27 protein-coding genes are annotated in these 22,397 nt (G+C 35.1%); 8 read left to right on the forward strand and 19 right to left on the reverse strand.

The window, feature by feature from the left end:
• Positions 1–20: 20 nt before the first annotated feature.
• Positions 21–998 (reverse strand): ROK family glucokinase, encoded by a 978-nt coding sequence (locus RCG20_RS05200; RefSeq protein WP_308184292.1) that lies wholly within the window; start codon positions 996–998, stop codon positions 21–23.
• A gap of 14 nt (positions 999–1,012) precedes the next feature.
• Positions 1,013–1,222 (reverse strand): YqgQ family protein, encoded by a 210-nt coding sequence (locus RCG20_RS05205; RefSeq protein WP_308183183.1) that lies wholly within the window; start codon positions 1,220–1,222, stop codon positions 1,013–1,015.
• Positions 1,223–1,470: 248 nt separating this feature from the next.
• On the opposite strand from RCG20_RS05205, the gene RCG20_RS05210 reads away from it, so the two are divergent.
• Entirely contained in the window at positions 1,471–2,346 is an 876-nt protein-coding gene (locus RCG20_RS05210) for a hypothetical protein (protein ID WP_308183184.1), read from the forward strand.
• On the opposite strand, the gene RCG20_RS05215 is transcribed toward RCG20_RS05210, so the two are convergent.
• The 9 genes from RCG20_RS05215 to RCG20_RS05255 all read right to left on the reverse strand — a co-directional run bounded on the left by RCG20_RS05215 (position 2,309) and on the right by RCG20_RS05255 (position 9,657).
• Positions 2,309–3,868, reverse strand: a complete 1,560-nt coding sequence (locus RCG20_RS05215; RefSeq protein ID WP_308183185.1) for a rhomboid family intramembrane serine protease — start codon at positions 3,866–3,868, stop codon at positions 2,309–2,311. The two genes, RCG20_RS05210 and RCG20_RS05215, sit on opposite strands and share 38 nt — an antisense overlap.
• Before the next feature lie 321 nt (positions 3,869–4,189).
• Entirely contained in the window at positions 4,190–4,384 is a 195-nt protein-coding gene (locus RCG20_RS05220) for a hypothetical protein (protein ID WP_308183186.1), read from the reverse strand.
• Between the two features lie 59 nt (positions 4,385–4,443).
• The gene (locus tag RCG20_RS05225) at positions 4,444–5,394 is read right to left on the reverse strand and encodes an L-lactate dehydrogenase (protein WP_308183187.1); all 951 of its coding nucleotides are present in this window, start codon (positions 5,392–5,394) and stop codon (positions 4,444–4,446) included.
• A gap of 160 nt (positions 5,395–5,554) precedes the next feature.
• The gene (locus RCG20_RS05230) at positions 5,555–6,343 is read right to left on the reverse strand and encodes a DUF92 domain-containing protein (RefSeq protein ID WP_308183188.1); all 789 of its coding nucleotides are present in this window, start codon (positions 6,341–6,343) and stop codon (positions 5,555–5,557) included.
• Positions 6,340–6,906 (reverse strand): 5-formyltetrahydrofolate cyclo-ligase, encoded by a 567-nt coding sequence (locus tag RCG20_RS05235; protein ID WP_308183189.1) that lies wholly within the window; start codon positions 6,904–6,906, stop codon positions 6,340–6,342. Before RCG20_RS05235 ends, RCG20_RS05230 begins: the two co-directional genes overlap by 4 nt.
• Before the next feature lie 71 nt (positions 6,907–6,977).
• Positions 6,978–7,127, reverse strand: coding sequence for a 50S ribosomal protein L33 (gene rpmG / locus RCG20_RS05240; RefSeq protein WP_015594975.1), 150 nt, complete (start codon positions 7,125–7,127; stop codon positions 6,978–6,980).
• Between the two features lie 172 nt (positions 7,128–7,299).
• Positions 7,300–7,920: a hypothetical protein gene (locus tag RCG20_RS05245; protein WP_308183190.1), complete on the reverse strand. Its 621-nt coding sequence runs from the start codon at positions 7,918–7,920 to the stop codon at positions 7,300–7,302.
• The gene (locus RCG20_RS05250) at positions 7,904–9,184 is read right to left on the reverse strand and encodes a glycosyltransferase family 4 protein (RefSeq protein WP_308183191.1); all 1,281 of its coding nucleotides are present in this window, start codon (positions 9,182–9,184) and stop codon (positions 7,904–7,906) included. Before RCG20_RS05250 ends, RCG20_RS05245 begins: the two co-directional genes overlap by 17 nt.
• The gene (locus RCG20_RS05255; protein WP_308183192.1) at positions 9,181–9,657 is read right to left on the reverse strand and encodes a DUF4912 domain-containing protein; all 477 of its coding nucleotides are present in this window, start codon (positions 9,655–9,657) and stop codon (positions 9,181–9,183) included. The genes RCG20_RS05250 and RCG20_RS05255 overlap by 4 nt, the downstream gene beginning before the upstream one ends.
• Positions 9,658–9,982: 325 nt before the next feature.
• Between RCG20_RS05255 and RCG20_RS05260 the strand changes: the two genes are divergently transcribed.
• Both RCG20_RS05260 and RCG20_RS05265 read left to right on the forward strand, forming a co-directional pair.
• On the forward strand, positions 9,983–10,360 hold the full coding sequence (locus RCG20_RS05260) for a hypothetical protein (protein WP_308183193.1): 378 nt from the start codon (positions 9,983–9,985) through the stop codon (positions 10,358–10,360).
• Entirely contained in the window at positions 10,353–10,862 is a 510-nt protein-coding gene (locus RCG20_RS05265; RefSeq protein WP_308183194.1) for an MltG/YceG/YrrL family protein, read from the forward strand. Before RCG20_RS05260 ends, RCG20_RS05265 begins: the two co-directional genes overlap by 8 nt.
• A gap of 46 nt (positions 10,863–10,908) precedes the next feature.
• Here RCG20_RS05265 and RCG20_RS05270 read toward each other — a convergent pair whose 3' ends face one another.
• The 4 genes from RCG20_RS05270 to RCG20_RS05285 all read right to left on the reverse strand — a co-directional run bounded on the left by RCG20_RS05270 (position 10,909) and on the right by RCG20_RS05285 (position 16,019).
• Positions 10,909–13,005 (reverse strand): peptidoglycan D,D-transpeptidase FtsI family protein, encoded by a 2,097-nt coding sequence (locus RCG20_RS05270; protein WP_374120529.1) that lies wholly within the window; start codon positions 13,003–13,005, stop codon positions 10,909–10,911.
• A 184-nt stretch (positions 13,006–13,189) separates the two neighbouring features.
• Positions 13,190–14,407 (reverse strand): MFS transporter, encoded by a 1,218-nt coding sequence (locus RCG20_RS05275; protein WP_308183196.1) that lies wholly within the window; start codon positions 14,405–14,407, stop codon positions 13,190–13,192.
• 196 nt (positions 14,408–14,603) lie between these two features.
• Positions 14,604–15,212, reverse strand: a complete 609-nt coding sequence (locus RCG20_RS05280; protein ID WP_308183197.1) for a superoxide dismutase — start codon at positions 15,210–15,212, stop codon at positions 14,604–14,606.
• A gap of 312 nt (positions 15,213–15,524) precedes the next feature.
• On the reverse strand, positions 15,525–16,019 hold the full coding sequence (locus RCG20_RS05285; protein ID WP_308183198.1) for a DUF456 domain-containing protein: 495 nt from the start codon (positions 16,017–16,019) through the stop codon (positions 15,525–15,527).
• Between the two features lie 145 nt (positions 16,020–16,164).
• On the opposite strand from RCG20_RS05285, the gene RCG20_RS05290 reads away from it, so the two are divergent.
• The 3 genes from RCG20_RS05290 (at position 16,165) to ispG (ending at position 18,665) form a co-directional block, all read left to right on the forward strand.
• The gene (locus RCG20_RS05290) at positions 16,165–16,938 is read left to right on the forward strand and encodes a DUF1189 domain-containing protein (protein WP_308183199.1); all 774 of its coding nucleotides are present in this window, start codon (positions 16,165–16,167) and stop codon (positions 16,936–16,938) included.
• Between the two features lie 174 nt (positions 16,939–17,112).
• On the forward strand, positions 17,113–17,436 hold the full coding sequence (locus RCG20_RS05295) for a hypothetical protein (protein ID WP_308183200.1): 324 nt from the start codon (positions 17,113–17,115) through the stop codon (positions 17,434–17,436).
• 131 nt (positions 17,437–17,567) lie between these two features.
• Positions 17,568–18,665, forward strand: a complete 1,098-nt coding sequence (ispG, locus tag RCG20_RS05300; protein WP_308184293.1) for a flavodoxin-dependent (E)-4-hydroxy-3-methylbut-2-enyl-diphosphate synthase — start codon at positions 17,568–17,570, stop codon at positions 18,663–18,665.
• Positions 18,666–18,741: 76 nt separating this feature from the next.
• On the opposite strand, the gene RCG20_RS05305 is transcribed toward ispG, so the two are convergent.
• Positions 18,742–19,113 carry a DUF4190 domain-containing protein gene (locus RCG20_RS05305; protein WP_308183201.1) on the reverse strand — a complete coding sequence of 124 codons (372 nt, stop codon included), beginning with the start codon at positions 19,111–19,113 and terminating at the stop codon, positions 18,742–18,744.
• Between the two features lie 151 nt (positions 19,114–19,264).
• On the opposite strand from RCG20_RS05305, the gene RCG20_RS05310 reads away from it, so the two are divergent.
• The gene (locus RCG20_RS05310) at positions 19,265–19,834 is read left to right on the forward strand and encodes a hypothetical protein (protein WP_308183202.1); all 570 of its coding nucleotides are present in this window, start codon (positions 19,265–19,267) and stop codon (positions 19,832–19,834) included.
• Positions 19,835–19,907: 73 nt separating this feature from the next.
• Here the strand turns inward: RCG20_RS05310 and RCG20_RS05315 are convergent, their stop codons facing one another.
• The 3 genes from RCG20_RS05315 to RCG20_RS05325 are packed head-to-tail and all read right to left on the reverse strand — an operon-like array spanning position 19,908 to position 21,955.
• Entirely contained in the window at positions 19,908–20,321 is a 414-nt protein-coding gene (locus RCG20_RS05315; RefSeq protein ID WP_308183203.1) for a zinc uptake transcriptional repressor Zur, read from the reverse strand.
• A 12-nt stretch (positions 20,322–20,333) separates the two neighbouring features.
• Complete coding sequence (locus RCG20_RS05320; RefSeq protein ID WP_308183204.1) at positions 20,334–21,179, reverse strand: metal ABC transporter permease; 846 nt, start codon at positions 21,177–21,179, stop codon at positions 20,334–20,336.
• A complete protein-coding gene (locus RCG20_RS05325) occupies positions 21,176–21,955 on the reverse strand; it encodes a metal ABC transporter ATP-binding protein (protein ID WP_308183205.1) in 780 nt (259 codons plus the stop codon). The genes RCG20_RS05320 and RCG20_RS05325 overlap by 4 nt, the downstream gene beginning before the upstream one ends.
• A 186-nt stretch (positions 21,956–22,141) precedes the next feature.
• On the opposite strand from RCG20_RS05325, the gene RCG20_RS05330 reads away from it, so the two are divergent.
• The gene (locus tag RCG20_RS05330) at positions 22,142–22,396 is read left to right on the forward strand and encodes a DUF2624 domain-containing protein (RefSeq protein ID WP_308183206.1); all 255 of its coding nucleotides are present in this window, start codon (positions 22,142–22,144) and stop codon (positions 22,394–22,396) included.
• Position 22,397: the final 1 nt, after the last annotated feature.

The following is a 22,397-nucleotide window of genomic DNA, read 5'->3' on the forward strand; positions in this document are numbered from 1 at the left end:
AACTTTTATTGTTGTGAATCCTATTCTTTTAGTAATCTACTTTTCACTAACCATGCCGCCCCAATAACTCCAGCATCATTTCCCAATGTTGCTAAGGCAATCTTCGTAGATTTACGAACAGCAGAAAAGGCAAAATGATCAAATTTTTCTTTTACTTGATTAAGTAATATTTCTCCTGCTCTAGAAACTCCACCACCAAGAACAACCTTTTCTGGATTTAATGTATTGGCAATTCCAGCTAATACAAGCCCGAGATAAAAAGAAACTTTCGCCATTACTTCACTTGCTAGTGGATCGCCCTTACGTGCACAATCTATAACATTTTTAGCCGTAATAACACCTAATTGAGTATATATCTCTTTTAGTTCACCACGTGTATCCTCTTTTATTAATTCCGCATTTGCCAGCCGTACAATCCCAGTCGCAGAAGCAATAGTTTCTATGCATCCTGTTTTACCGCAATTACATGCGGCACCCCCAATTGGGATGGCTGTAATATGCCCAATCTCGCCACCAGCCCCGTTGACCCCTTGGACGATCTCACCATTGGTAATTACACCCCCACCAATCCCAGTGCCTAGGGTGACACAGACAAGATCCTTAGCACCATTTCCAGCACCCTTCCACATTTCGCCAAGTGCGGCACAATTAGCATCATTATCAATGAATACTGGCAATGAAGTTTCAGCTCCGAGTAAGTCTCGTAATGGGAAGTTATCCTGCCAACCAAGATTAACAGTATTTAATATCACACCTGTTGTATAATTCACTGGTCCTGGAGCCCCCATCCCAATGCCCAGTAATTTTTGTTTATTCATATCAAGCTCATCAAGTTTTTGATCTATTGATTTTGCTATATTAATTGTAATATTTTTACCTTCATTAGAATTATCAGTATTAATCTCCCATTTATGAACGATTTCCCCAACCATACTAATAAAAGCAAGCTTTGTTGTCGTTCCTCCTAAGTCTACTCCTACAATCCATTTGTTCTGCACCATTGTCACCATCTTTACTTATGATTGTGTTTGTCTCTTTGTATTTGAATTTCTTGCCTTATTATCAAAATTGCCGTTTGATATTCCCTAGTTTCTATTAACTGGGATTGATACAGTTCTTTTAGCTCTGCTTCCATAAGTTCAAGGTCTGCAACTCTGTCGCCAATATAAATGATGGTTCCGTATTTCTTCAAAAATTGTTGTATCTCATAAATCGATTTCATAATGAGCTCCTTAACTGATCAGATCAATATAATATATCTTTATTAGAATCAAGTATAAGCTAAAGACCTTCTTGCCTCAATAGTAGTGTAGCAATCATTCACAATTTTCTCTTTTACCTTTGATTTCAATTTTTAATGGATTAAAGCCTTTTTTATCTCCTTTTCTAACATTTATTTCATCTTTAATCCATACATATTAAAAAGGACAACCATGATTGCTTTAACAGTAAACAGGAAGGAAGAAAATGATGAAAAAAAACATTGTTTTATATTTAATGATACTTATTATTTTTACTGCAACAGTTTTTAATTTAAGTGGTGGTAAAGTCCAAGAAAGTATCACTTATTTCCCAATTGATCCTAAAGTTTCCTTTCAAACAGCCTATACATCAATTACTCTTTTAAATCAAGCGAAAAACGGTCACTATACCCTGGAGTGGCAGTTAGCCTCAACCCTTGATAGAAGAGCTTATTTACGTCAAGATATTGGTTTATTGTTTTCTAACGGAAAATTGATTGACAAATCCGGTAATTGGAAGGAAAATACAAAGTATTTAACACAAGAAAAAAAGATAACTAATGAAGGCAGTTCCTTTTTTCAAGCAATCACATTTCATCATGCCGAACTTCATGAAAATGACAATCAGATTTTCAGTGCACAAACTATGTCAGCCGATCAATTATATGTAATCGATACGCCCTTCAGCCCTTTAAATTCATTTCGAACCCCCATGTCCCAAGATGAGAAAGATTGGAAAGAGGGGCTTGATCAAAAAACGAATAAACTACTTCAAAATAGTTGGAATAAGGGAATTCAGAACTTTTCCGTCAATCTCAGTCAGTATCGGACAATTCCTTTAACCAAGTTTTATTTTAAATCAAATGATAGCATCCCTGGATTTTCTACTGAAGAATCAAAAAGGATAGTTGGTAATCTATGGGAAGGACTATACAAAAATTATTTCCTAGGAATTAAAAAAGCGAATGGCACCACCGAAACTCCAATTGGTAGCACCATCCCACTTATATTATTAGCAAAAGATAAAACACATTTATTGGTTTTAATCGAAACAGCTTCAGGCAAACCTATAATCCTCCGTCAGAAGATGGAATATGCCCATTAATTTCATTAACTAAATTGGCATATTTTTTTTGCTCTGGTTTTAGACGTGATGCCTTCTCTGCATATTTTTTTGCCCGTATATAATCATTCTCCTCAAGATAAATAAGGGCAAGATTATAATAGGCTTCATGGAATTTTGGCTCTAGCTTAATAGCTTTTTGCAAATGTGCCCTTGCATTAGGAAGCATTCCTTTTTTTATCTCAGTAAACGATAATAGGAAGTAAACTTGTGCAGAAGGATTTTCCGACCTTTTTTCCACATTTTTCAAAGTATTATATGCCTGGTCAAATTGATCGTTTGTAATATAATTTTGGGCAAGAATTAAATTTGAGCCTTCATCATTTGCTTTTGCTTGTGTACTAAAGCCATACGTTAACGCAGACCACACAATAATTGTTGCTATAATTAAAAATAATAATTGCATTAAAGGTTTTTTCCTTTTCGGTTGTACAATACCTGCAGCAAGGAAACCTCCAACCAAGCCTCCTAAATGGCCAGCATTATCAATTCCTGTGGAGATAAAGCCAAATGCTAGGTTGATAATTAGTACGAAAATTACATTCATACCCATTGTTTGAAAAAAAAGCTTGGAATTTATAGTACATAAATATACAAGTGCTCCTAAGCACCCAAAAATAGCTCCACTTGCCCCGGCTGAAAGAGTTGAGCTAAATATAAAGCTGGCAATAAAACCCGATATTCCCGCAAATAGGTAGATAAATAAAAAACGACCATTTCCATAGAGTCTTTCGACTGCTATCCCCAGGTAATATAAAGCAAGGGTATTCATTGCTAAATGCATAAAGCCTATGTGTAGAAAAACAGGTGTTAAAAATCTCCACCATTCTCCTTCATAAATTAAAGGGTTAAATTTTGCACCATATTTAATTAAAGTATTAGTGTTTGTGCTACCTCCGTGTGTCTCAAGCCAGAAAAAAACAGCAACTTGAATGAGTATAAAAGCAAAGGTAAAAATCGGTTTAATGGAAGAAGCCTCCTCCTTTTCCAATTGTTTCTTTTTCTGCGCATTCTCTAAAGTTGAATTTTTAACAGCATCAACCTCAAGTTGAGTATATTCATCTTTGATAGGAAAATTGATTTCTTTATCAACCCACTCCGCGAGACGTTCAAATCCTGCCTCGTATTCCCCGCTCGTCATTAAAAATGAAGTAACTTTTGTTTTATTTCCTTCAGGAAGAACGAACGATTTAGCGAGGCGAAATTCATAGTCATCAACGGGAGGGTATGGACTGACATAGATATTCACAACATTTAATTCTCTTAGCGCAAGCTGTCTACGAATTCTTTCTCCATTAGCAGCCGTAAATTCAATATCTCTTTGGATCATATTGCTCCAATCTATTTGATGTTTAAAGATACGGATTATCTGAGCATGTTTACTCTCTAGTTTTTCTAGCCATAATTCTTGTTGATTCTCAAATAATTGTACAATCCGATAATCTTGATCGGAAATAAAAAAATAGGCCAATCTCCAAAATATGAAATCCTCTTTATATTTCAAAACTCCCCCTACCTTCCTATTAAAGTACCAAAAGCATAAATTTATTTACCTCATTCCCTATTTAATAAGGCTTTGTAAAATTATATTATAGATATAGTAATTTTTGTTCCAAACATCAACAGATTTATGGAACAAAGACTATTATAAACAAAAAGTGAAGCTACTCATAATTTAAAAATGGAGATTCATTAAATATTTTTAAAGAAAACGCGCTGATTGGCGTGCCTTAGGGTGATGATTAAGCGTAGTTGCCCTTATGTGCTAGTAGAATTTATAGTTTTAAATTCCGATTAGCAAAAAAAAAAAAACCATCCATGGTTTTCACCATTGAGATGGTCCTCCAAATACTGTTTGCATCATTTTTCTTTTTACACCAGGCATTCCCATTATGGATCCAACTGCAAGGCGACGAATCCAGCCGGTTCCGATAATAGCATTTAGTAGCCGGTATCTAAATCGATATGCAAAATATCCGGCTGTTCCAATCATAAAAATGGATGTAAACATACGTGACATCTTCATCCCTCCTGCATATAGTTTGAGATGAATCATTACATTTTATCCATTTTTTTCACTTATCTTTTAAGGACTGGCTCTAACGTTTTCTTTAAAACATTCACAGAATGGACGAATTTGTCCATTTCCTCTTTACATAAATCAAGTTCAACGATTTCTCTTATTCCGTTCCGATTTACAACTGCAGGAACACCGATAAATATATCATTCTGACCATATTCACCATCAAGATAAGCAGACACTGTTAGAACAGAATTTTCATTACTGAAAATAGCTTTTGTAAGACGGACCAACCCCATTGCAATTCCATAATATGTGGCACCTTTACGTTGGATAATATGGTAGGCAGCATCCCTTACATTCAAAAACAAATTATCAAGCTCGGTTTGATTATATCCAGGTTTATTTTTAGTCCATTCAGAAATAGATGTGCCAGCAATATCCGCATGGCTCCACACTGGAAGCTCAGTATCACCATGTTCTCCAATGATGTATGCATGTACATTACGTGGATCAACATCGAAATAATCGCCAAGTAAGAAGCGGAAACGAGCTGTATCAAGAATAGTACCCGAACCAATTACACGCTCTTTTGGAAGACCAGAATATTTCCAAACAGCATATGTTAATATATCAACAGGATTTGTAGCAACTAGGAATATTCCATCAAATCCGCTCGCCATGATTTCTTCCACAATACCTTTAAAAATCCTTGTATTTTTCTCAACTAGGTCAAGCCTAGTTTCCCCTGGCTTTTGATTAGCCCCTGCTGTAATAACGACTAGATCTGCTTCTCCACAGTCTGTATAATCGCCATACCAAATTTTTGTGCGAGATGGTGCGAATGGAAGTCCGTGATTTAAATCCATGGCATCCCCTTCGGCTTTTTCTTTATTTAAATCAATTAAGACTAATTCTTCTGTAATTCCTTGATTTAGAAGTGCAAAAGCATAACTCGAACCAACAAATCCTGTTCCAATTAGGGCAACTCTATTTACGCGTTTTAACATGATGATCCCTCCAAAGAGTAGTTATTCATTTATGCACAGTTTAAATTGTGCTTTTATAAATTAGCTATAAATAGATTGTACACTATTTCACAAACTTGAATCACTATAAGAATTTTGATGGAACCGTAATCATTTTATCAATTGTGTGACAAACAATTTTCTAGTCCAGTAAGCGAAAACAACCGAGTGCTACTACGACAGCCAATAAACCAGAAAGAAAATTAACCATATCATTATCAATTAAAGGAAAACCTTTTATTCTAACAGTTGCTTTTTGGCAATGTCTCCGTTTCTCCGTCTCAATTCCACAAGTCGAACAAATAAATGCTTGCTGATAAAATGCACCGATTAATGTATCAAAAAGATTCCCAATGTAACCGAATGTAAAAACCATCATACTAGCCAAAATACTCAAATGAAATAACATAAACACAAGTAAAGAAATCAACATGGAACCTGTTAGTGCTGCAAGACTTCCTAGTAAACTAACCGCTCCAGATGTCCCCTTCTCTACTCGCTTAAACGTTCGAATATAGATTGGATCCCTTTGACTTAATGATCCTATTTCAGATGCCCATGTATCAGAATTTGCGCTTGCTATTGCTATTGCAAAGGCAAGTAGCCATTGAGGTTCTTTATTAAAATAATAAAGAATGCTAAATAAGGCGGCTGTTCCCCCATTTGCAAGAACCTGACGCCAATCTCTCTTAGCCCCTTTTGCTAATTTTTCTTCCATTGTTGTTTTAATCCTGCTTTTATATTTGGACCATAAACTGGAGGTCGCAAAAAAAGTCCCCAAAAGCAATAAACCTTTTGCACCAAAGCCACTAAATACTGCTAGACCTATAAAGGAAGCAGTTGCAGCACCTGATGCAGTCAGCAATTTTACTAAATATCCAACAACACATGTTAACAGAATCAATAGAAAAAAGAAAAAGGTATCGGTCATTTCACTTTTATTATTTTACTATTCGTAATAATTTTCGCAATTGGCATATCATGAGCTTCTACATTCATTTGGGGAATTATCTGCATATCAAAAGCAAGAGTAACTGTTTTCCCTGAGTAAGTTTTCATATAACGGTCGTAGTATCCACCACCAAAGCCAATTCGATACCCTTCTTCTGTGTAAGCTAATCCTGGAACAATCAAAAGATCAATTTTGCTTGATTCAACGATCTCCGTAGCCTCTTCCATGGGTTCCAATAGACCATAAAATACCGATTCCAATTGTGAAAATTCTGACAAAAGACGAAAAATCATTTTCTTTTCTTTAGGATAACATTTGGGGACGACAACCTTTTTTCCTTGTTCCCATGCCTTTCTTATGATCTGGTATGTATCTACTTCAGGAGTCTTTGAAATCGTGATTCCGATTGTATTAGCCTGTTTCCACTCTTCATCCTCAAATAATTTCTTAGCAATTTTATATGAAAAGTCTTCGTAAAGGGGTTTTGTGAGTTTTGAAAGCGTTTCTCTCATTTGTGTTCGCAGTACCTTTTTATCGTGCATTATAAACCCTCCTAATGATAGGTGAATCTAATTTTTCGCAACAAAAAAAACAGCAGGAAACCTCCCACTGCTTATTTTGTTTCGCGATGTGCTGTTGTGCGTTTTTCTCTTGGGCAATATTTCTTAAGCTCAAGACGATCTGGATTATTGCGTTTATTTTTTGTTGAAATATAGTTACGATCTCCACACTCGGTGCAAGCTAACGTAATATTAACACGCATGTTTATTTCCCTCCAAACTATTTCCAAGCTAGTTCGTTCATACGACTTTTCTATAATATCACTTTTCAAATGGAAATGCTAGTCTGTTTTTCAAAGAAAACTCAACAATAGGTTAGGACTTGGCATTGTTGCAATTATGCAAAAATAGATTACCTAAACTTTCGATAATAATTTATCCTTTCCTAGTTGCTAAAAGTGCTTTATCAAGCAAAATCAATTCATTTTTGCTTTTTCCTTTTATGCTCCATGTACTAATTTTGACTGTCTCATAAGGCTTAATGAATATTTTCATCGCTAAAATACTAGCGGGATCCCCTTTTGCCATTGGTTGGTATTTTAAATTCCCTTTTTCCTGGCAGTTCCATACCTGGTCAGTAAAAACCTTTCGGTACGGCTGTATTGAATACTCTACTATTCCGACGCCATTACTCTGTCCATTAACTAAATAAACATTCTTATCTGTTAGATGAAATACAACATTTTCTACTGGAGAAACAAAAGAAAATTGATCTGGAGAAATATGAGAGCAATGATGAATGGTTAAAACTTTCATTTCTTTTATCTTACTGCTGTGATTACTAACATAAAGATTAAAAAAACGGATTTTCGAATGGATCTGTTCCTGTTTTACTTTTACAATTACTTCTTCATCATAAATTACTTTCTCTCTACTATTTTTTAACCAATAACAATTTCCATTTATCCAGACGCCAGGAATATAGTCAAGTTGTTCTATAAGTGGAGCAGGCATATCTCGATGATCACTATTTTTTAGTTCAATTAATTCCATCATTCATTACACCACCTTTTAAATATTCACCCTTTATTTGTTCAATTATTTCTTGATTGTTTATTCTGTTATTGATGAGCATATCTTCAATCGTTCGTTTTGTTTCAGAGGCAACTCGTTTCCAACCGTATAAAGCTCTAACCACTTTCTTACCCTGAAAACCAATATCTTTTGCCTTTTCCGGATTATCTAACAGAAAGATTATTTGTTCAAGTAAGCTCTTCGCATCGCCAGGAGCCATTAATAAACCTGAATCCATATGTCCAATAATTGATTTTAATCCGCCTACATTTGAGACAATCGTTGGTTTACCCAGAATCATTGATTCAAGGGCGACAATTCCAAACGGTTCGTAAAGGCTTGGAAAAACGGTTATATCACTTTGTAAAATATAGGAGTTTTTTTCTTCATCCGAGATATATCCAATAAAAGCGAGGTGATCAGATAATTTTCGTCTGTTTACTTCATTACGATATCGTTCAAGCATTGGGCCTTTTCCAGCAATAACAAAAAAGATATTTAAGCCTTTTTCTTTCACAAGGGAAGCAGTATTTATAATAGTCTTAAACCCTTTTTCCTCAACAATTCTGCCAATAGAGAATATAATTTTTTTATCTTCCCAATCCGAGAAGACTTTTTCTGATTTAATAATTGCCTTTTTCTCTTCAATTCCATTAGGGATGATGACAATCTTTTCTTCACGTACTTTGAAAACCGAGATCAACTCACTTTTCATATATTTACTACATACAATGATTTGATCAGATTCTCCCATTAATTGTTGTTCTTTTTGATGAATAAAACGTTGTATCTCATTGTGAATCCCATTATTTCTTCCATGCTCTGTGGCATGAATAGTCGTTAATAATGGACACACAAATGTCTCTTTTAACACGATACCAGCCACTCCAACCAACCAATCATGAACATGAATCAAATCAAACTTCAATTCTGTTGCCTTTTGAACCATCGCCAAATTAAGTCCGCCAATCCATGAGAAAAAATGACTATCTTGCTCATTTAAAGGCTTTACACGGTGCACATTGACATTATAGATCTTTTCATATTGTGGAAGATCCCCATTTCCCGCTGTTATCACATGTACATTGAACCCTATTCTCGCTAGGTGAATAGCTAAGCCCGAAACATGTCTTGAAAGCCCTCCAACGACATTTGGTGGGTATTCCCAACTAAGTATAAGAATGGTCAAACCTGGTGTCTGCCAATTCTCATCTATCACTACCTGGTTGAAAACTTTCTCACTCATTTTCTTCCTCCATATATTGATCCGTTATAATAGCTATATGTGCTTACATGGTCAGCCCAGTCGGGTTGTTGATCCCCATACTGTTGATTTGATGGAGAAATAAAAGTATATTCACGATCATTTAGGCCATCCACCATTGCGGTATGAACAGAATTAGATCTCAGTAGTGGGAAGAAGTCGTTTGCAGTGATCTTAACTCCTATTTCGACTATATAGTTTCTATTCGGAACAAGCCCTTTTACAGTCCAATTACCTTTATGAAAGGGTACTGCGATTTCAAAAAAATGGTGGGCATTGTTTCCGTTGAAAATAATATGGGATACATCATAAATTCTCATTACCTGTGAAAGCTTTTCAAGGCGACAATTAAAATAATATTGGATGACCTTAAGAGGTAGATCAGAAGTATTCCAAAAAAGATCAATTTTTTTAGGTGTAACTAGTTTCGCTTCCAATATCCCTTTTCCAATCATAGAACCCTCCCATAGCAAACAAATAATATATGCATAAATAACTAAATTATTCTTCGATTTGCTAATTTAATGGTAGCATCTAGAATAAAAACGTACAATAAACGCAATTTGTCGGATCTTGCTTATCCCAAGTAACAACACTAATTTATGTAACTAAATAAATTTTTTGTTCTTCGTAAACTATGTCTATTTCCACTCTTTCGACAATCTATTTCTGTTACGACATCACTTTTTTCGACAAAAATGTTTTTCTTTTATCCTTACATAAGTAAAATTACAGATAAAGTGTTAAAATATTTTTATTAAAACTTTCGAGGTGCCAGACATGGAGATGCTCATGCTCGTACTTCTTGGCTTTTCTCTTCTTCTCCTACTCTTTTCTATTTTCCAAAAGGACCCATATACAGAATTAAAAGAAGAAGTAGACCAACTCACATTACAACAAGTCCAAGAAGTCTATCAAATTAAAAAAAAGCTAAAAATACTTGAAGAGGAACTTTTAGTAACCGATGATTTTCCAACTGCTGTTATGCCCAATATCGAAAATCAAAAGGATATCCACAAAATCATTAAGAATCAGGTTTGGGCGCTTGCCCAACAAGGAAAACCAATTGAACAAATTGCCTCTCAATCTTCACTATCAGTCGATGATGTTTATGCAATTTTGAAAGAATATACAAATCGAGGAAATAGAAATGAATAATCGAGGGATTCGTGCATTTTCACTTGGAATGATCTTCACTGTCAGTATTTTAGGTAGTTATTATTTTTCCTTCGAAGAAGGTTCACAAAGGCATTTGAAAACGAGTGATGCTAAAATTCTGTTGGAGAAAAATGGCTATAAAATTCTAACTTCGGATGAATATAAAATGCTTCGTGGAAAAAAGAGTAATACTCTTTCTAAAAAAATACCATCTAAAAAGGCTCTTGAGCTATCGAAAAGCAAGCCAAAAGTACAGCCTAATAATCAGGCAATCCCACAAGGTAATAATGAAATATCCTATCGACTTCAAGTCTTATCTGGAATGAATTCAGGTGATATTACAAGCCTTCTTGCTGAACATAAGATTATTGAAAACGAAGGAGAGTTTCAACAATATTTAATTACACACCAATATCAAGCAAGGGTTCAATTAGGTACCTATGATCTGACGAATAAAATGAACTATGACCAAATTGCAAAAACCATAACTAAATCTGAATAAAAGATAGGCACATGAATAAATTCATGTGCCTTCTTCTTGTTTCAACTTAGTGTGTAGTTTGATTTGACCCATTAGAAACTATTTTCTGATTAGAGGAAGAGGTATTCTTGTTAGCTGCTTCCCTTTCTTTCTTTAGATCAAAGTAGGCATCCAAAACTTTGCGACCGATTAAATCGTTTGTGCTTACACCTGTACTTCCTTGATAAGCCCAGGGAACGAGAACAGCCATCGCCACTTCTGGATGATCGTAAGGTGCAAAGCTTACTAGACTAAGATTCATCACTTCTGGGGGTATCAGACCAAATTTCTTCCGTTCAGGACCATCATAGAAAGCCTGTGCAGTACCCGTTTTCCCAGCAGGATTGTAATTTACTCCTCTAAAGTAGCTGACTGCTGTACCATCTCCAACTTGCATAACCATTTTAAAACCTTCTTGGACACGCTTGATCCATTCATCTTTAGCATTAATTTTGTTCAAAATCTTCGGTTCGATTTCTTGGACAATTGGTCCCATTTCATTTTTATCTAATACTGGTTCCCGAATTTCTTTAACAATATGTGGTTGAACTCGGTATCCACCATTTGCTATTGTTGAGACATATTGTGCTAATTGCATATTCGTATAGGTATCATATTGGCCAATACCTAGAAATAGTTGCTGGGGAGTACTTCTTTCTGTTCCTTTAAATCCCATTGTTTCATTTGGAAGATCAATTCCTGTCAAGGAGCCAAGACCAAATTGACTGAATGAGCGGCGTATTGTATCAATATTGTCCGGATTTAATGGCAATGATTGATTCGGTACATAATGCCCACCACCCATTGCAATAACTGTTTTCCACATATACACATTCGAAGAAACTTGAAGTGCTCTTAAGTCACTAATAGTACCAAAGGTTTTCCAAGATTTCATTTTTTGTGAGTTTTTAATGTATAAAGGCTCATCCAGTTGTGTTGATCCGGGATGAATTGCGCCTGTTGCATAACCAGTTAACACTGTTGCACCTTTTACAGCCGAACCAACGTTATAAGAAGTGGTAATATTTCCGCTTGCAAAGTCGTTCATTTCGGGTTTTCCTGTTTTTTCATTTTTCCCAATTTGCTTTCCAGCCATTGTTAAAATTTCACCAGTATGAGGGTCGATTAATACAACAAACGCTCTATCTAATAGGGCTGAATTAGAGTTCTTTTTAGCGCTCCACAGCTCATCTTCAATGATCTTTTCCACTTTGAGCTGCAAATCCATATCTATCGTAAGGACAAGGTCTTTTCCCCTTTGCCCATCTGTAACAACCTCAGTCGATAAAACCTTCCCAGACTTATCAGTGACATTTTTTACTTTTGCTTTTTGCCCCTGAAGTACATTTTCATACTCCATTTCAATATAGCTTTTACCTACCCGATCATTTCTGCTATAATCCTGAGCAAGAAAACGCTCAGACTGGTCTTTTGGTAATCCTTCTTCAGAAGATGTTACTTTTCCTAAGATCGTCTTAAGAGTCTTTCCAAACGCATAATACCGTTCCCAATCTGTGGTTGTATCAACACCTGGTAACTTCTCAAGATTTTCACTAACAACTGCAAATTCTTTAGGCGTAACTTCTTTATTTTTCACGATTTGCGGTGTTAAGGCATAGCCACTATTAAATTGACGAAAAATAGCTAAGGTTTCTAGTTCATCTTTTGAAAAAGAATTTAGCTCTTTATTGGTGATTCTTTTCAGTTGTAATTTATAAATTTGTTTATCATCTAACTTTTTCTCGTCGTATAATTTCCATTCCTTTTTTGTAATCTTTTTCTTTGCCTTTTCTGGATTTTTCAAAATCCAAAAGTCTTGTTTATCACGATCACGAATTTTAGTTGTATCCATATTAATGTACTTTGCCAGTTTTTCAGCAATTTTTAACAAATCCTTTTGATCCGCATTTTGATCCTTAGTATATGTGATCGCATTCAACGGAATATTATCAACAATTATTTTTCCATTCCGATCAAACATTTTACCGCGCGGTACAGGAGTATTAACTGTTACATCATCCGTCCTTTGAATCTCTCGCTTAAAATCATCTCCATACACTATTTGAACGACACCAAGTCTAAGAATAAGTGCAGAAAAAAGGATAAATACAACGAAAAATAGCATATTCAATCTGAAGGGAACATGCCTCTTTTTTTTCTTTTTATTATTCAAGGTTCATAAACACTTCCTTTAAAGGGCTAACATAAACTCCATTTTATAAGAAAAAGACAGTTTTGGCTATGTAGAACCCTTTCCAATTTTTTAAGGATCACTGAAAAAAATAAATAACCCTTAAAATATTGGCTTTTTATTCGGTAGGTAAATGAATTCGTCTAATAAAATAATAAATAAAGGTATGACCCGCACCTAATATTAAAAGTAAAATAGGAATACTTTTCTCTTCATTAAATAAAAGAATTGCTGACAAAAAAATTAAAATGGATACAATCCGACCAGAATTGAGGAAAATTTCTCGAACAACGATATACTCAATTCTCATTTCTGCAGCATTCCATCCTGATCCAATGACATCATAGGTTGTTGATATGTATGGAACGAGTAAAATAGGGTATGCAATAGCAATTGTCGCACCATAAAGTAATAACTTAACAAAAGTAACATCCCTAATAATTAGAAAAATAGCGGCATACAGGAGTATCCCACCACAAAGGATGGCCTTCTTTCGATCCTTTTTCTTAATTAAACGTGATGCAGCATAATAAGCAATGAACGAAATCCCAGAATTTATAAGTCCAAATGTCCCTAAAGCAAGCTCACTGCCAGTTGATATAAAAACATAAACTGAGATGACAAATACAAAAGTCCCTTCCCTTAATCCCTGAAAAAAATGGGCATTTGTTATGAGACGCCAATTTATATTATGTTTTCGTTCTGCTAAGATTTTTTTAAAGCAATATTTCCCATTAGCTGGCCGTTTCTTTATAGAAAAGCTCAAAAAAACAGCAAGGGCAAACAAAGAAAGGGATAAGCCAAAAACAATTGTATATCCAGTTAATTTTTCCAGCCGAGTAATAATAAGACCAGCAGCTATCGGACCAATCATTCCACCAGCAGATGCTAATGTTCCCAAAAAACCATTAAAGAAATCCCTCGTATCAGGTTCCGTTATTTCAAATGTTAGAACATTAAAGGCAAGCCAATAAAATCCATAACCAATGCCAAGCAATCCCCCTAGCAGTAACAAAAATTTTGAAGCATTTGTTCCAGTGAATAAAACCATCAAGTAGAAAAGTGCTAAAAATGTCACACCAATCCTTAACACAATAACCCTGTCTATTTTCTTTGCCCATCTTCCAGCTAAGATAAAGGTTAACGGTTGCAATACAACAACTGATAAATTATAAAGTGCTAAATCTGAAAATTCACCAGATTGTTTCCATAGATAAATATTCACGAACGTATTTGAAAGAGCTACGCTCAATGAATATAAGCCTCCTATTACTAACAGCAAAGATAAGTCTTTCGTTATTTCTATATTACCAAGTATTTTGTATTTTTTAGCCATAGCGACTCCCCTTTTACATATGGGTAGTCTTTATCAAGCCACTTTTTCTTATTCATTAAAACACAGAAAAGGTAGCCTAAGGCTACCTTTTCTGTGTTTTAAAACTATATAGTCTTGTAAGATTTGTCTAGCAAAAGAGCCAGCACCTAAGGCCAATTCGCGCCAAACCCCATTCCAGGTGCAGCCACTTTTCCAATTATTTTGCAGTGTTATATCGTTTTGATACTTCATCCCAATTAACAACATTCCAGAAGGAAGTAACATATTCAGGACGGCGGTTTTGATACTTCAAATAATATGCATGTTCCCAAACATCAAGTCCTAGAATTGGTGTTTTACCTTCCATTACTGGTGAGTCTTGGTTAGGAGTGCTAGTAACCTCTAATTCCCCATTGTTAACAGCAAGCCATGCCCAACCAGAGCCAAAACGTGTAGCAGCTGCCTTACCAAACTCTTCTTTAAAGCTTTCAAAACTGCCAAACTTTTTATTTATAGCATCTGCAAGATCACCTGTTGGTTCACCACCACCATTAGGAGAAAGGATTTGCCAAAATAATGAGTGGTTTGCATGACCTCCACCATTATTGCGTACAGCAGTGCGAGCAGATTCTGGAACTGCATCAAGGTTTGCAATCACTTCTTCGACTGATTTTGAAAGCAATGCATCTTGGCCTTGTAATGCGTTATTCAAATTCGTAACATATGCGTTATGATGCTTTGAATGATGAATATTCATCGTTTCTTTATCAATATGTGGTTCAAGTGCGTCGTATGCGTAAGGTAATTGCGGTAATTCAAATGCCATTATAAACATCCTCCTATAAAAACCCATTTTTTAACTTCAGTTATTCTATAATCATTATGATATTAGAATGTTTCTAAAGTTTTGTAACTTAAGATTAACAAAGTTTGTTAATGTTTGCAAATAAAATGTTTTAAGCTTCCTAACATAAATACAATTTCCCCTTTTAAAGATTTTATGCAACATACTATTGTACAACTACAGATATTCCAAAAATTGTTACTGAACAGAAATTGTAATTCCGCAACTATTTTCCATAGCTTTTCTCTCTAGATAGTCAATTTATGCATAAAAGTAAATATAATAACTCGGTTATCATTTAAAAAATGATAAAACAACTATTAAAAAGTAAATAATCATTAGCGATTGAATAATCGCTTTAGTAACCACACTGCTAATAAACCCAACAACTGATCCGAAACCGATTTTAACACTATCTCTTAGATTTCTTTTATGAATAATTAATTCTGCGATAATCGCACCAACAAATGGGCCGATTATGATTCCAAGGAATGGAATCACAAATGGTCCTACAATGATTCCAATAGTACTTCCCCACACACCAGCCTTAGAGCCGCCATATTTTTTAACACCCATTATATTCGCAACATAATCAGCACCAAATAAAAGAATAACGCATAGTCCCTGGACAAGCCAAAAAAACCACCCAAACGGTTGAAAACTGAAAAAAATTCCATATAATAAAAAACCAGCTAGCAAAAATAGCACACTTGGGATAATGGGATATACAAGTCCGATATATGCAACAAGAAATAATACGATTATTAGAGCCCAATATAAAATGTCCATTAGAATCCCTCCTTTATTTCTCCTTCCATTCTAACCTTTAAAAATCCTGTTACATACAATTGAAAATATCTATTACAAGCCAACTTGTATATAAAGATCTTCAAAGCTAAAATAAAAGGATGAATCTTTTTTAAGGGTGGTTAAAATGAACATTTTCAAACAATTTTATAAAAGTATTTATTCTCCAAAAGATATTGCCGTATTTCGCTTTCAAGGTATTGGAAAGACCATTCTATTTGTCTTTTTACTTACACTACTCTCAATCCTGCCCTCTGTTTATTTCTTAAGTACGGCAATTTCTTCAGGTCTAGACACGACTAGGTCAATTATTAAGGATGAAGTACCTTCTTTTTCAATTCATGACGGGCAGTTGCATGCAAAAACATCTGTTCCAATCACTGTAAACAAAAAAAATTTTACGATTATTTTAGATCCAACTGGAGTAATAACAGAAAAGAAACTAGATGAGACAAATAATGGATTTGCTCTTCTAAAAAATGAATTCGTCCTAATCACGGGAGGAAGAACTGAAATATACCCCTATTCAATGCTAAATACAATCAAGGTATCCAATCGGGATATCCTAGATTTTCTCGATGTTTTGAATGGAATCAAACTGATAATTATTCCTGTAATATCAATTTTTATTTATTTATTTTCCAGTGCATCAAATTTTATTGAAATCTCAATTTTGGCTCTTTTAGGTCTAGGAATAAAAAACCTTGCGGGAAGAAGGCTCACGTACCGTCAATTATGGCGAATGGCTGCATATAGTGAAACATTGCCAACGCTATTTTTCACTATTATGGCTGCTATTAAAACAACCGTTCCTAACAGTTTTTTAATTAATTGGGTTGTGGCAATTATTGTTTTATTCTTAGCCATTAATGAAATACCAAAACCGAAAAAAACAGTATAGTAAGCAGCGCGAGCGATCCCTTAGTGGCTCGCTTTTTTTTGTTAAAAAGAGGCGACCTTGGAAGAATAAATGAACGTTTTTCGAAGAATTTGTATATGTAGCTTGAAAAGTAGTTCTAACAATTTGTGGACAAGCATAGGTATGTAGAAACTTCTATTCAGGAGGCTTGTCCCTTTGAAAAAATTACTTGGAGTACTACTATCCCTTCTTTTTATATATATTGTCTATTTTGATCTAACTGTCGGTACTTTGCCAAATGGCAGTACGAAAAAGGCAGAAGCCGTTGCAATTGAAAAGTCCGACTCAAATCTTCCTTATTTCAAGATAAAAGTAAATCCAGGTGAAACACTCATTTCCATTGTAGAACATCATGCAAACAAATCTCTTTCAGTCCCAATTGACGATCTGATTCGTGACTTTAAAGCTTTAAACCCTGGTCAATCCCCTGAAAAAATTCAGATCGGAAAAATATATCGATTCCCTAATTACACCAAATAGGAAACATTTTTTGAAAAAAATACCTCCTTCTTGTCAAAATAACAGATAGACTGATAAAATAATGTCGTATCGTTTATGATAACTTTTATATTCGAATCCACTTTAAAAGGGGCGAATGAAATTTGAATGAAATTATAAACCGCACAAAAACCCGTCCGATCAAGGTTGGGAATTTAACTATTGGCGGTAGTAATGAATTATTTATCCAAAGTATGACAACAACAAAAACACATGATGTCGAAGCAACAGTTGCTCAAATAAAGCAACTTGAAGAAGCGGGATGCCAAATTGTCCGTGTTGCATGTCCAGATGAACGGGCAGCAAATGCCATTCCAGAAATTAAAAAGAGAATTACTATACCACTTGTAGTTGATATCCATTTCGATTATAAATTAGCCCTAATAGCAATTGAAGGCGGGGCAGATAAAATTCGAATTAACCCAGGGAATATTGGTAAACGTGAAAAAGTGGAAGCTGTTGTCAATGCAGCGAAGAAGCGCGGAATTCCGCTTCGAATTGGGGTAAATGCTGGATCCCTAGAAAAAAGAATTTTAGATAAATATGGATATCCAACTGCTGATGGAATGGTTGAGAGCGCCCTACATCATATCAAAATTCTTGAGGACCTAGATTTTCATGATATTATCGTTTCGATGAAAGCTTCCGATGTTAGCCTTGCCATTGAAGCATATGATAAAGCTTCCAGGGCATTTGATTATCCATTGCATTTAGGGATAACCGAATCTGGAACATTATTTTCTGGTACTGTTAAAAGCGCTGCAGGCTTAGGAGCAATTATCAGTAAAGGAATCGGAAACACACTTCGGATTTCTTTAAGTGCAGATCCTGTTGAGGAAGTAAAGGTAGCAAGAGAGCTTTTAAAGGTTTTTGGACTTTCTTCAAATGCTGCAACTTTAATTTCATGCCCAACATGTGGGAGAATTGAAATAGATTTAATAAGCATCGCCAATGAAGTGGAAGAATATATTCAAAAAATTAAAGCTCCGATTAAAATTGCTGTATTAGGATGCGCTGTTAATGGCCCTGGTGAAGCAAGAGAAGCAGATATTGGTATTGCTGGTGCACGTGGAGAAGGATTATTATTCCGTAAGGGAGAAATTGTTCGGAAAGTTCCCGAAGACCAAATGGTTGAGGAATTAAAGAAAGAAATTGATCAAGTTGCACAAGAGTATTTTCAAAAAAAAGCTGCTGAATTAAAAGAAGTATAAAAATAAAGAAAGATGAAGAAACCAGGGGATTTCCCCCAGGTTTCTTTTTTTGCCCCTAGATTCTATTAGGAAAGTTTTAAAAAAACGGGAGGACAAAGATGCCGATTATAATTGAAACAGCACCTATTCCAATTGCCCAAGCGCCAAGTCCTTCTGCCCCTTTGCGTCTGGCAATAAATCCGAGAACAATTCCTACAGCACCAAAAAGAATCGGCATTACAAACAGAGATACAATAGACAGTGCTAAAGCAGCAAAGCCGGTGCCAGAGCCACCTTCTGCTCTTTCCCTTAAGTCATCATATCCCCTTCTTCTTCCAAATGAAACAGGTGCAGCAATTTCTGCTGCTGTTTCTTCTCTGTACTTCGAAGGGTCGTTCGGGATATCTTCGCCAATAATCGCACTTTGGCGATAATCGTGCACTTCAATATCTCTCTCCTGATCTGCCATCATGATCCCTCACTTTCAGTTATAGGAGCATTTATTATTGTTAGCTACTCGCTATTTTTTAATTTGTTAATGTTTGTCTATATAGTTTTTTGTTTCTTTTGATGGATATTTGATAAAATAAAGTTTGAGAAAATTTGAAGGAGATTTAAAAATGAAAAAAAGATTTGGGATTGATATTGATGGTACTGTGACAAGCCCCTCGGCCATTATTCCCTTTATGAATAAGGCTTTTGGATTGAATATTACATTAGAGGATATTACTCAATATGACTTAACTCCACTCGTCGATATTTCAGAGGAGGAATTCGCCAAATGGTTTAAAGAAACTGAACCTATTATTTATGCGGAGTCTGCTCTTGCAAAAGGTGCATCAGATATACTGAATAAATGGAAAGATGAGCATGAATTATTTTTCATTAGTGCTCGGGGCATTCATTTACTAGATATTACCGAAAAGTGGTTTGACCAACATAGTCTTACCTATCATCACATTGAATTAATTGGTACCCATGATAAGGTGGAAGCAGCTAAAAAATACAAAGTTGATATCTTTTTCGAGGATAAACACGACAATGCTGTTATGATTCATGAGGAATGCAAAATCCCAGTCCTCTTATTTGATACACCTTATAATCAAGAATCAATTCCTGAAGGTGTTATTCGCGTTCATGATTGGTATGAGGCCGAAACATGGGTTAAAGACTGGATAAAAAGAGCTTAAAAAAAAACGGCTTATTTTCAAGCCGTTTTTTTATGATTGGTCGAGAACACTCGTGACTTCAGTCGTGAGTGGTTTAAGAGGAACATTCAGGACATTTACCGTATATCTCAAATTTATGACCTGAAATATCATACCCCTTTAAATTTTCGCTTAAATCTCCCATTGGACAAGTTTCAATTTCTTTCGTTTTCCCACAATCAAGACAGATAAAATGATGATGATGTTGATGGTGTGAACATGTAAACCGAAAATGTTTTTCTCCATCTAATTCCGTTTTTTCAATAATTCCCAGTTCATCAAATAAGGAAAGGTTTCGGTAAATCGTATCGAAACTTAGACCTGGATAATCATTTTTCAGAAGATCTAATACATCCTTTGCCGTCAAATATTTGTTACTGTTTGCGAAAAGTTGCAGTATTTCTTCACGTTTATCCGTATGTTTATATCCGTTTTCCTTTAAGAACAAAAGGGCTTCATTTACATTCACCTTTATCCCCCCTTACTGTAATTGTTTTCTTAAAGAAGTTTTTTTGAATGCTATTGCAAATATTAAAATGGCGACTGCAATCATAACGATGGTTCCACCGGGTGCAAGATTCAAATAATATGCAGTGAAAAGTCCACCAAGAACAGAAGTTTCTCCGAAAATAATGGATAGAAAGATGGTTTGTTTAAAACCCTTCGCAATTCGAATACTAGCAGCAACTGGCAATGTCATTAACGACGATACTAATAATATCCCGACAATTCTCATGGATGCCGCAATTACAAGAGCGACCATAACGATAAACACAAAATGAATACTTTTTGCTGCAATACCTGAGGCTTTCGCATGTTCTTCATCAAACGATAATAAGAACAACTCTTTATATAATAAAAAGACGAGTAGAATAACAAATATGCTGATTATAAAAATAACCCATAAATCAGTACGACTAACAGCTGTTACGCTACCAAATAAGTAACTAAATAAGTCTGTATTGAATCCATTTGCCAATGATATAAAAATAACCCCAAGACCAATGCCACTCGAAAGAATAATTGGGATGGCTAATTCTTGATAATGTTTATAGACTCCTCGCAATTTTTCAATGAATAAGGAGCCACCAACTGAAAATGCCATACCTAGATATAGGGGATTGAGTCCACTAAAGGCAGCAACATACTTCTCGAGGAGAAGGCTTGCAGCAATGCCAGCTAATGTAACATGACTTAATGCATCTGCAATTAATGACAACCTTCTAACGACGATAAATACACCTAGCAGTGGTGCGAGTAGGCCAATCATTATCCCAGTTATAAACGCATTTTGTAAAAATTCATAATGAAAAATCCCTTGTATCATTTTAAGACACCCCCATGTTCATGGTGATGATGAAGCAAATTAACATCATATCCGTAAAAATCAGACACTCCGTCTGCTCTTAAATGTTCAAATTCCTGTGGTTCCCCGTGGAAATACAAGTGTTGGTTTAAGCATGCTACATGTGTCACCTTATCAGAAATGGTGCTAATATCATGTGTCACCAATAGTAATGTAATGTCACGGTTTTTATTTAAATCTGCTAACATTTGATAAAATGCATTCACATTTTGTACATCAATTCCGACGGTAGGTTCATCAAGAATTAAGAGTTGCGGTTCACTAACAAGAGCCCTTGCTATAAATACCCGCTGTTGCTGCCCGCCTGAAAGTTCACCAATATTTCTATTTTTATATTTTTCCATATCTACAGCTTCTAGAGCGTGAAGGACCTTTTGTTTATCCTCCTTTTTAAAAAAACGAAACATCCCAAGTTTTTTAGTCAAACCACTTGAGACCACTTCAAATACAGACGCCGGAAAGCCAGTATTAAATGAATTTGCCTTTTGCGAAACATAACCGATTTTCTCCCAGTCTTTAAATCGATTCATTTCATCGCCAAATAATTTTATTTCACCTTTTTGAGGTTTTAGAAGACCCAATATTAACTTTAATAGTGTGGATTTTCCTGATCCATTTGGGCCGACAATCGCTAAAAAGGACCCTTTTGGGATAGATATATTTATATTTTCAAGGACAATATCTTTCTCGTACCGGTACGATAATCCCTTTATTTCAACTATTGAATGTACTGTCATCGCACTCACCTTTAATTTTAAGAATCATTCCGATTTATCCAAGTAGTATACAACAACTTATTTTTATTGTAAAGAATAGGCTTTTATGTGACTTTTTTTGATATTAGCTTAAGGACTTTCATTTTTTTTAAGGATATGTCACTTTTCCCCTCTCCTCTCATACATTAGGATGGAGGAGTGATGAGAATGAGCATATTTGAGAACATCATTAATCATAAAATCAGTACGATGACGACAGATGAACTTTTGAAGTATGCAAGCCAATTTTCTATTTCCGTCAATAGGGCAGAGGCTAAAAAGATTGCAGAATACTTAAGGGGAAAGCAAGTCAATATTTTTGATCAAGCACAGAGGGTAATATTGATTAAAGAAATTGCGAAGGTAGCTGGACCTGAAACAGCAAAAGAAGTGAATAAATTATTTATACAATTTACCAAATGAA

The organism is Neobacillus sp. PS3-40 (genome assembly GCF_030915485.1).
Lineage (GTDB): Bacteria > Bacillota > Bacilli > Bacillales > Cytobacillaceae > JAUZPL01.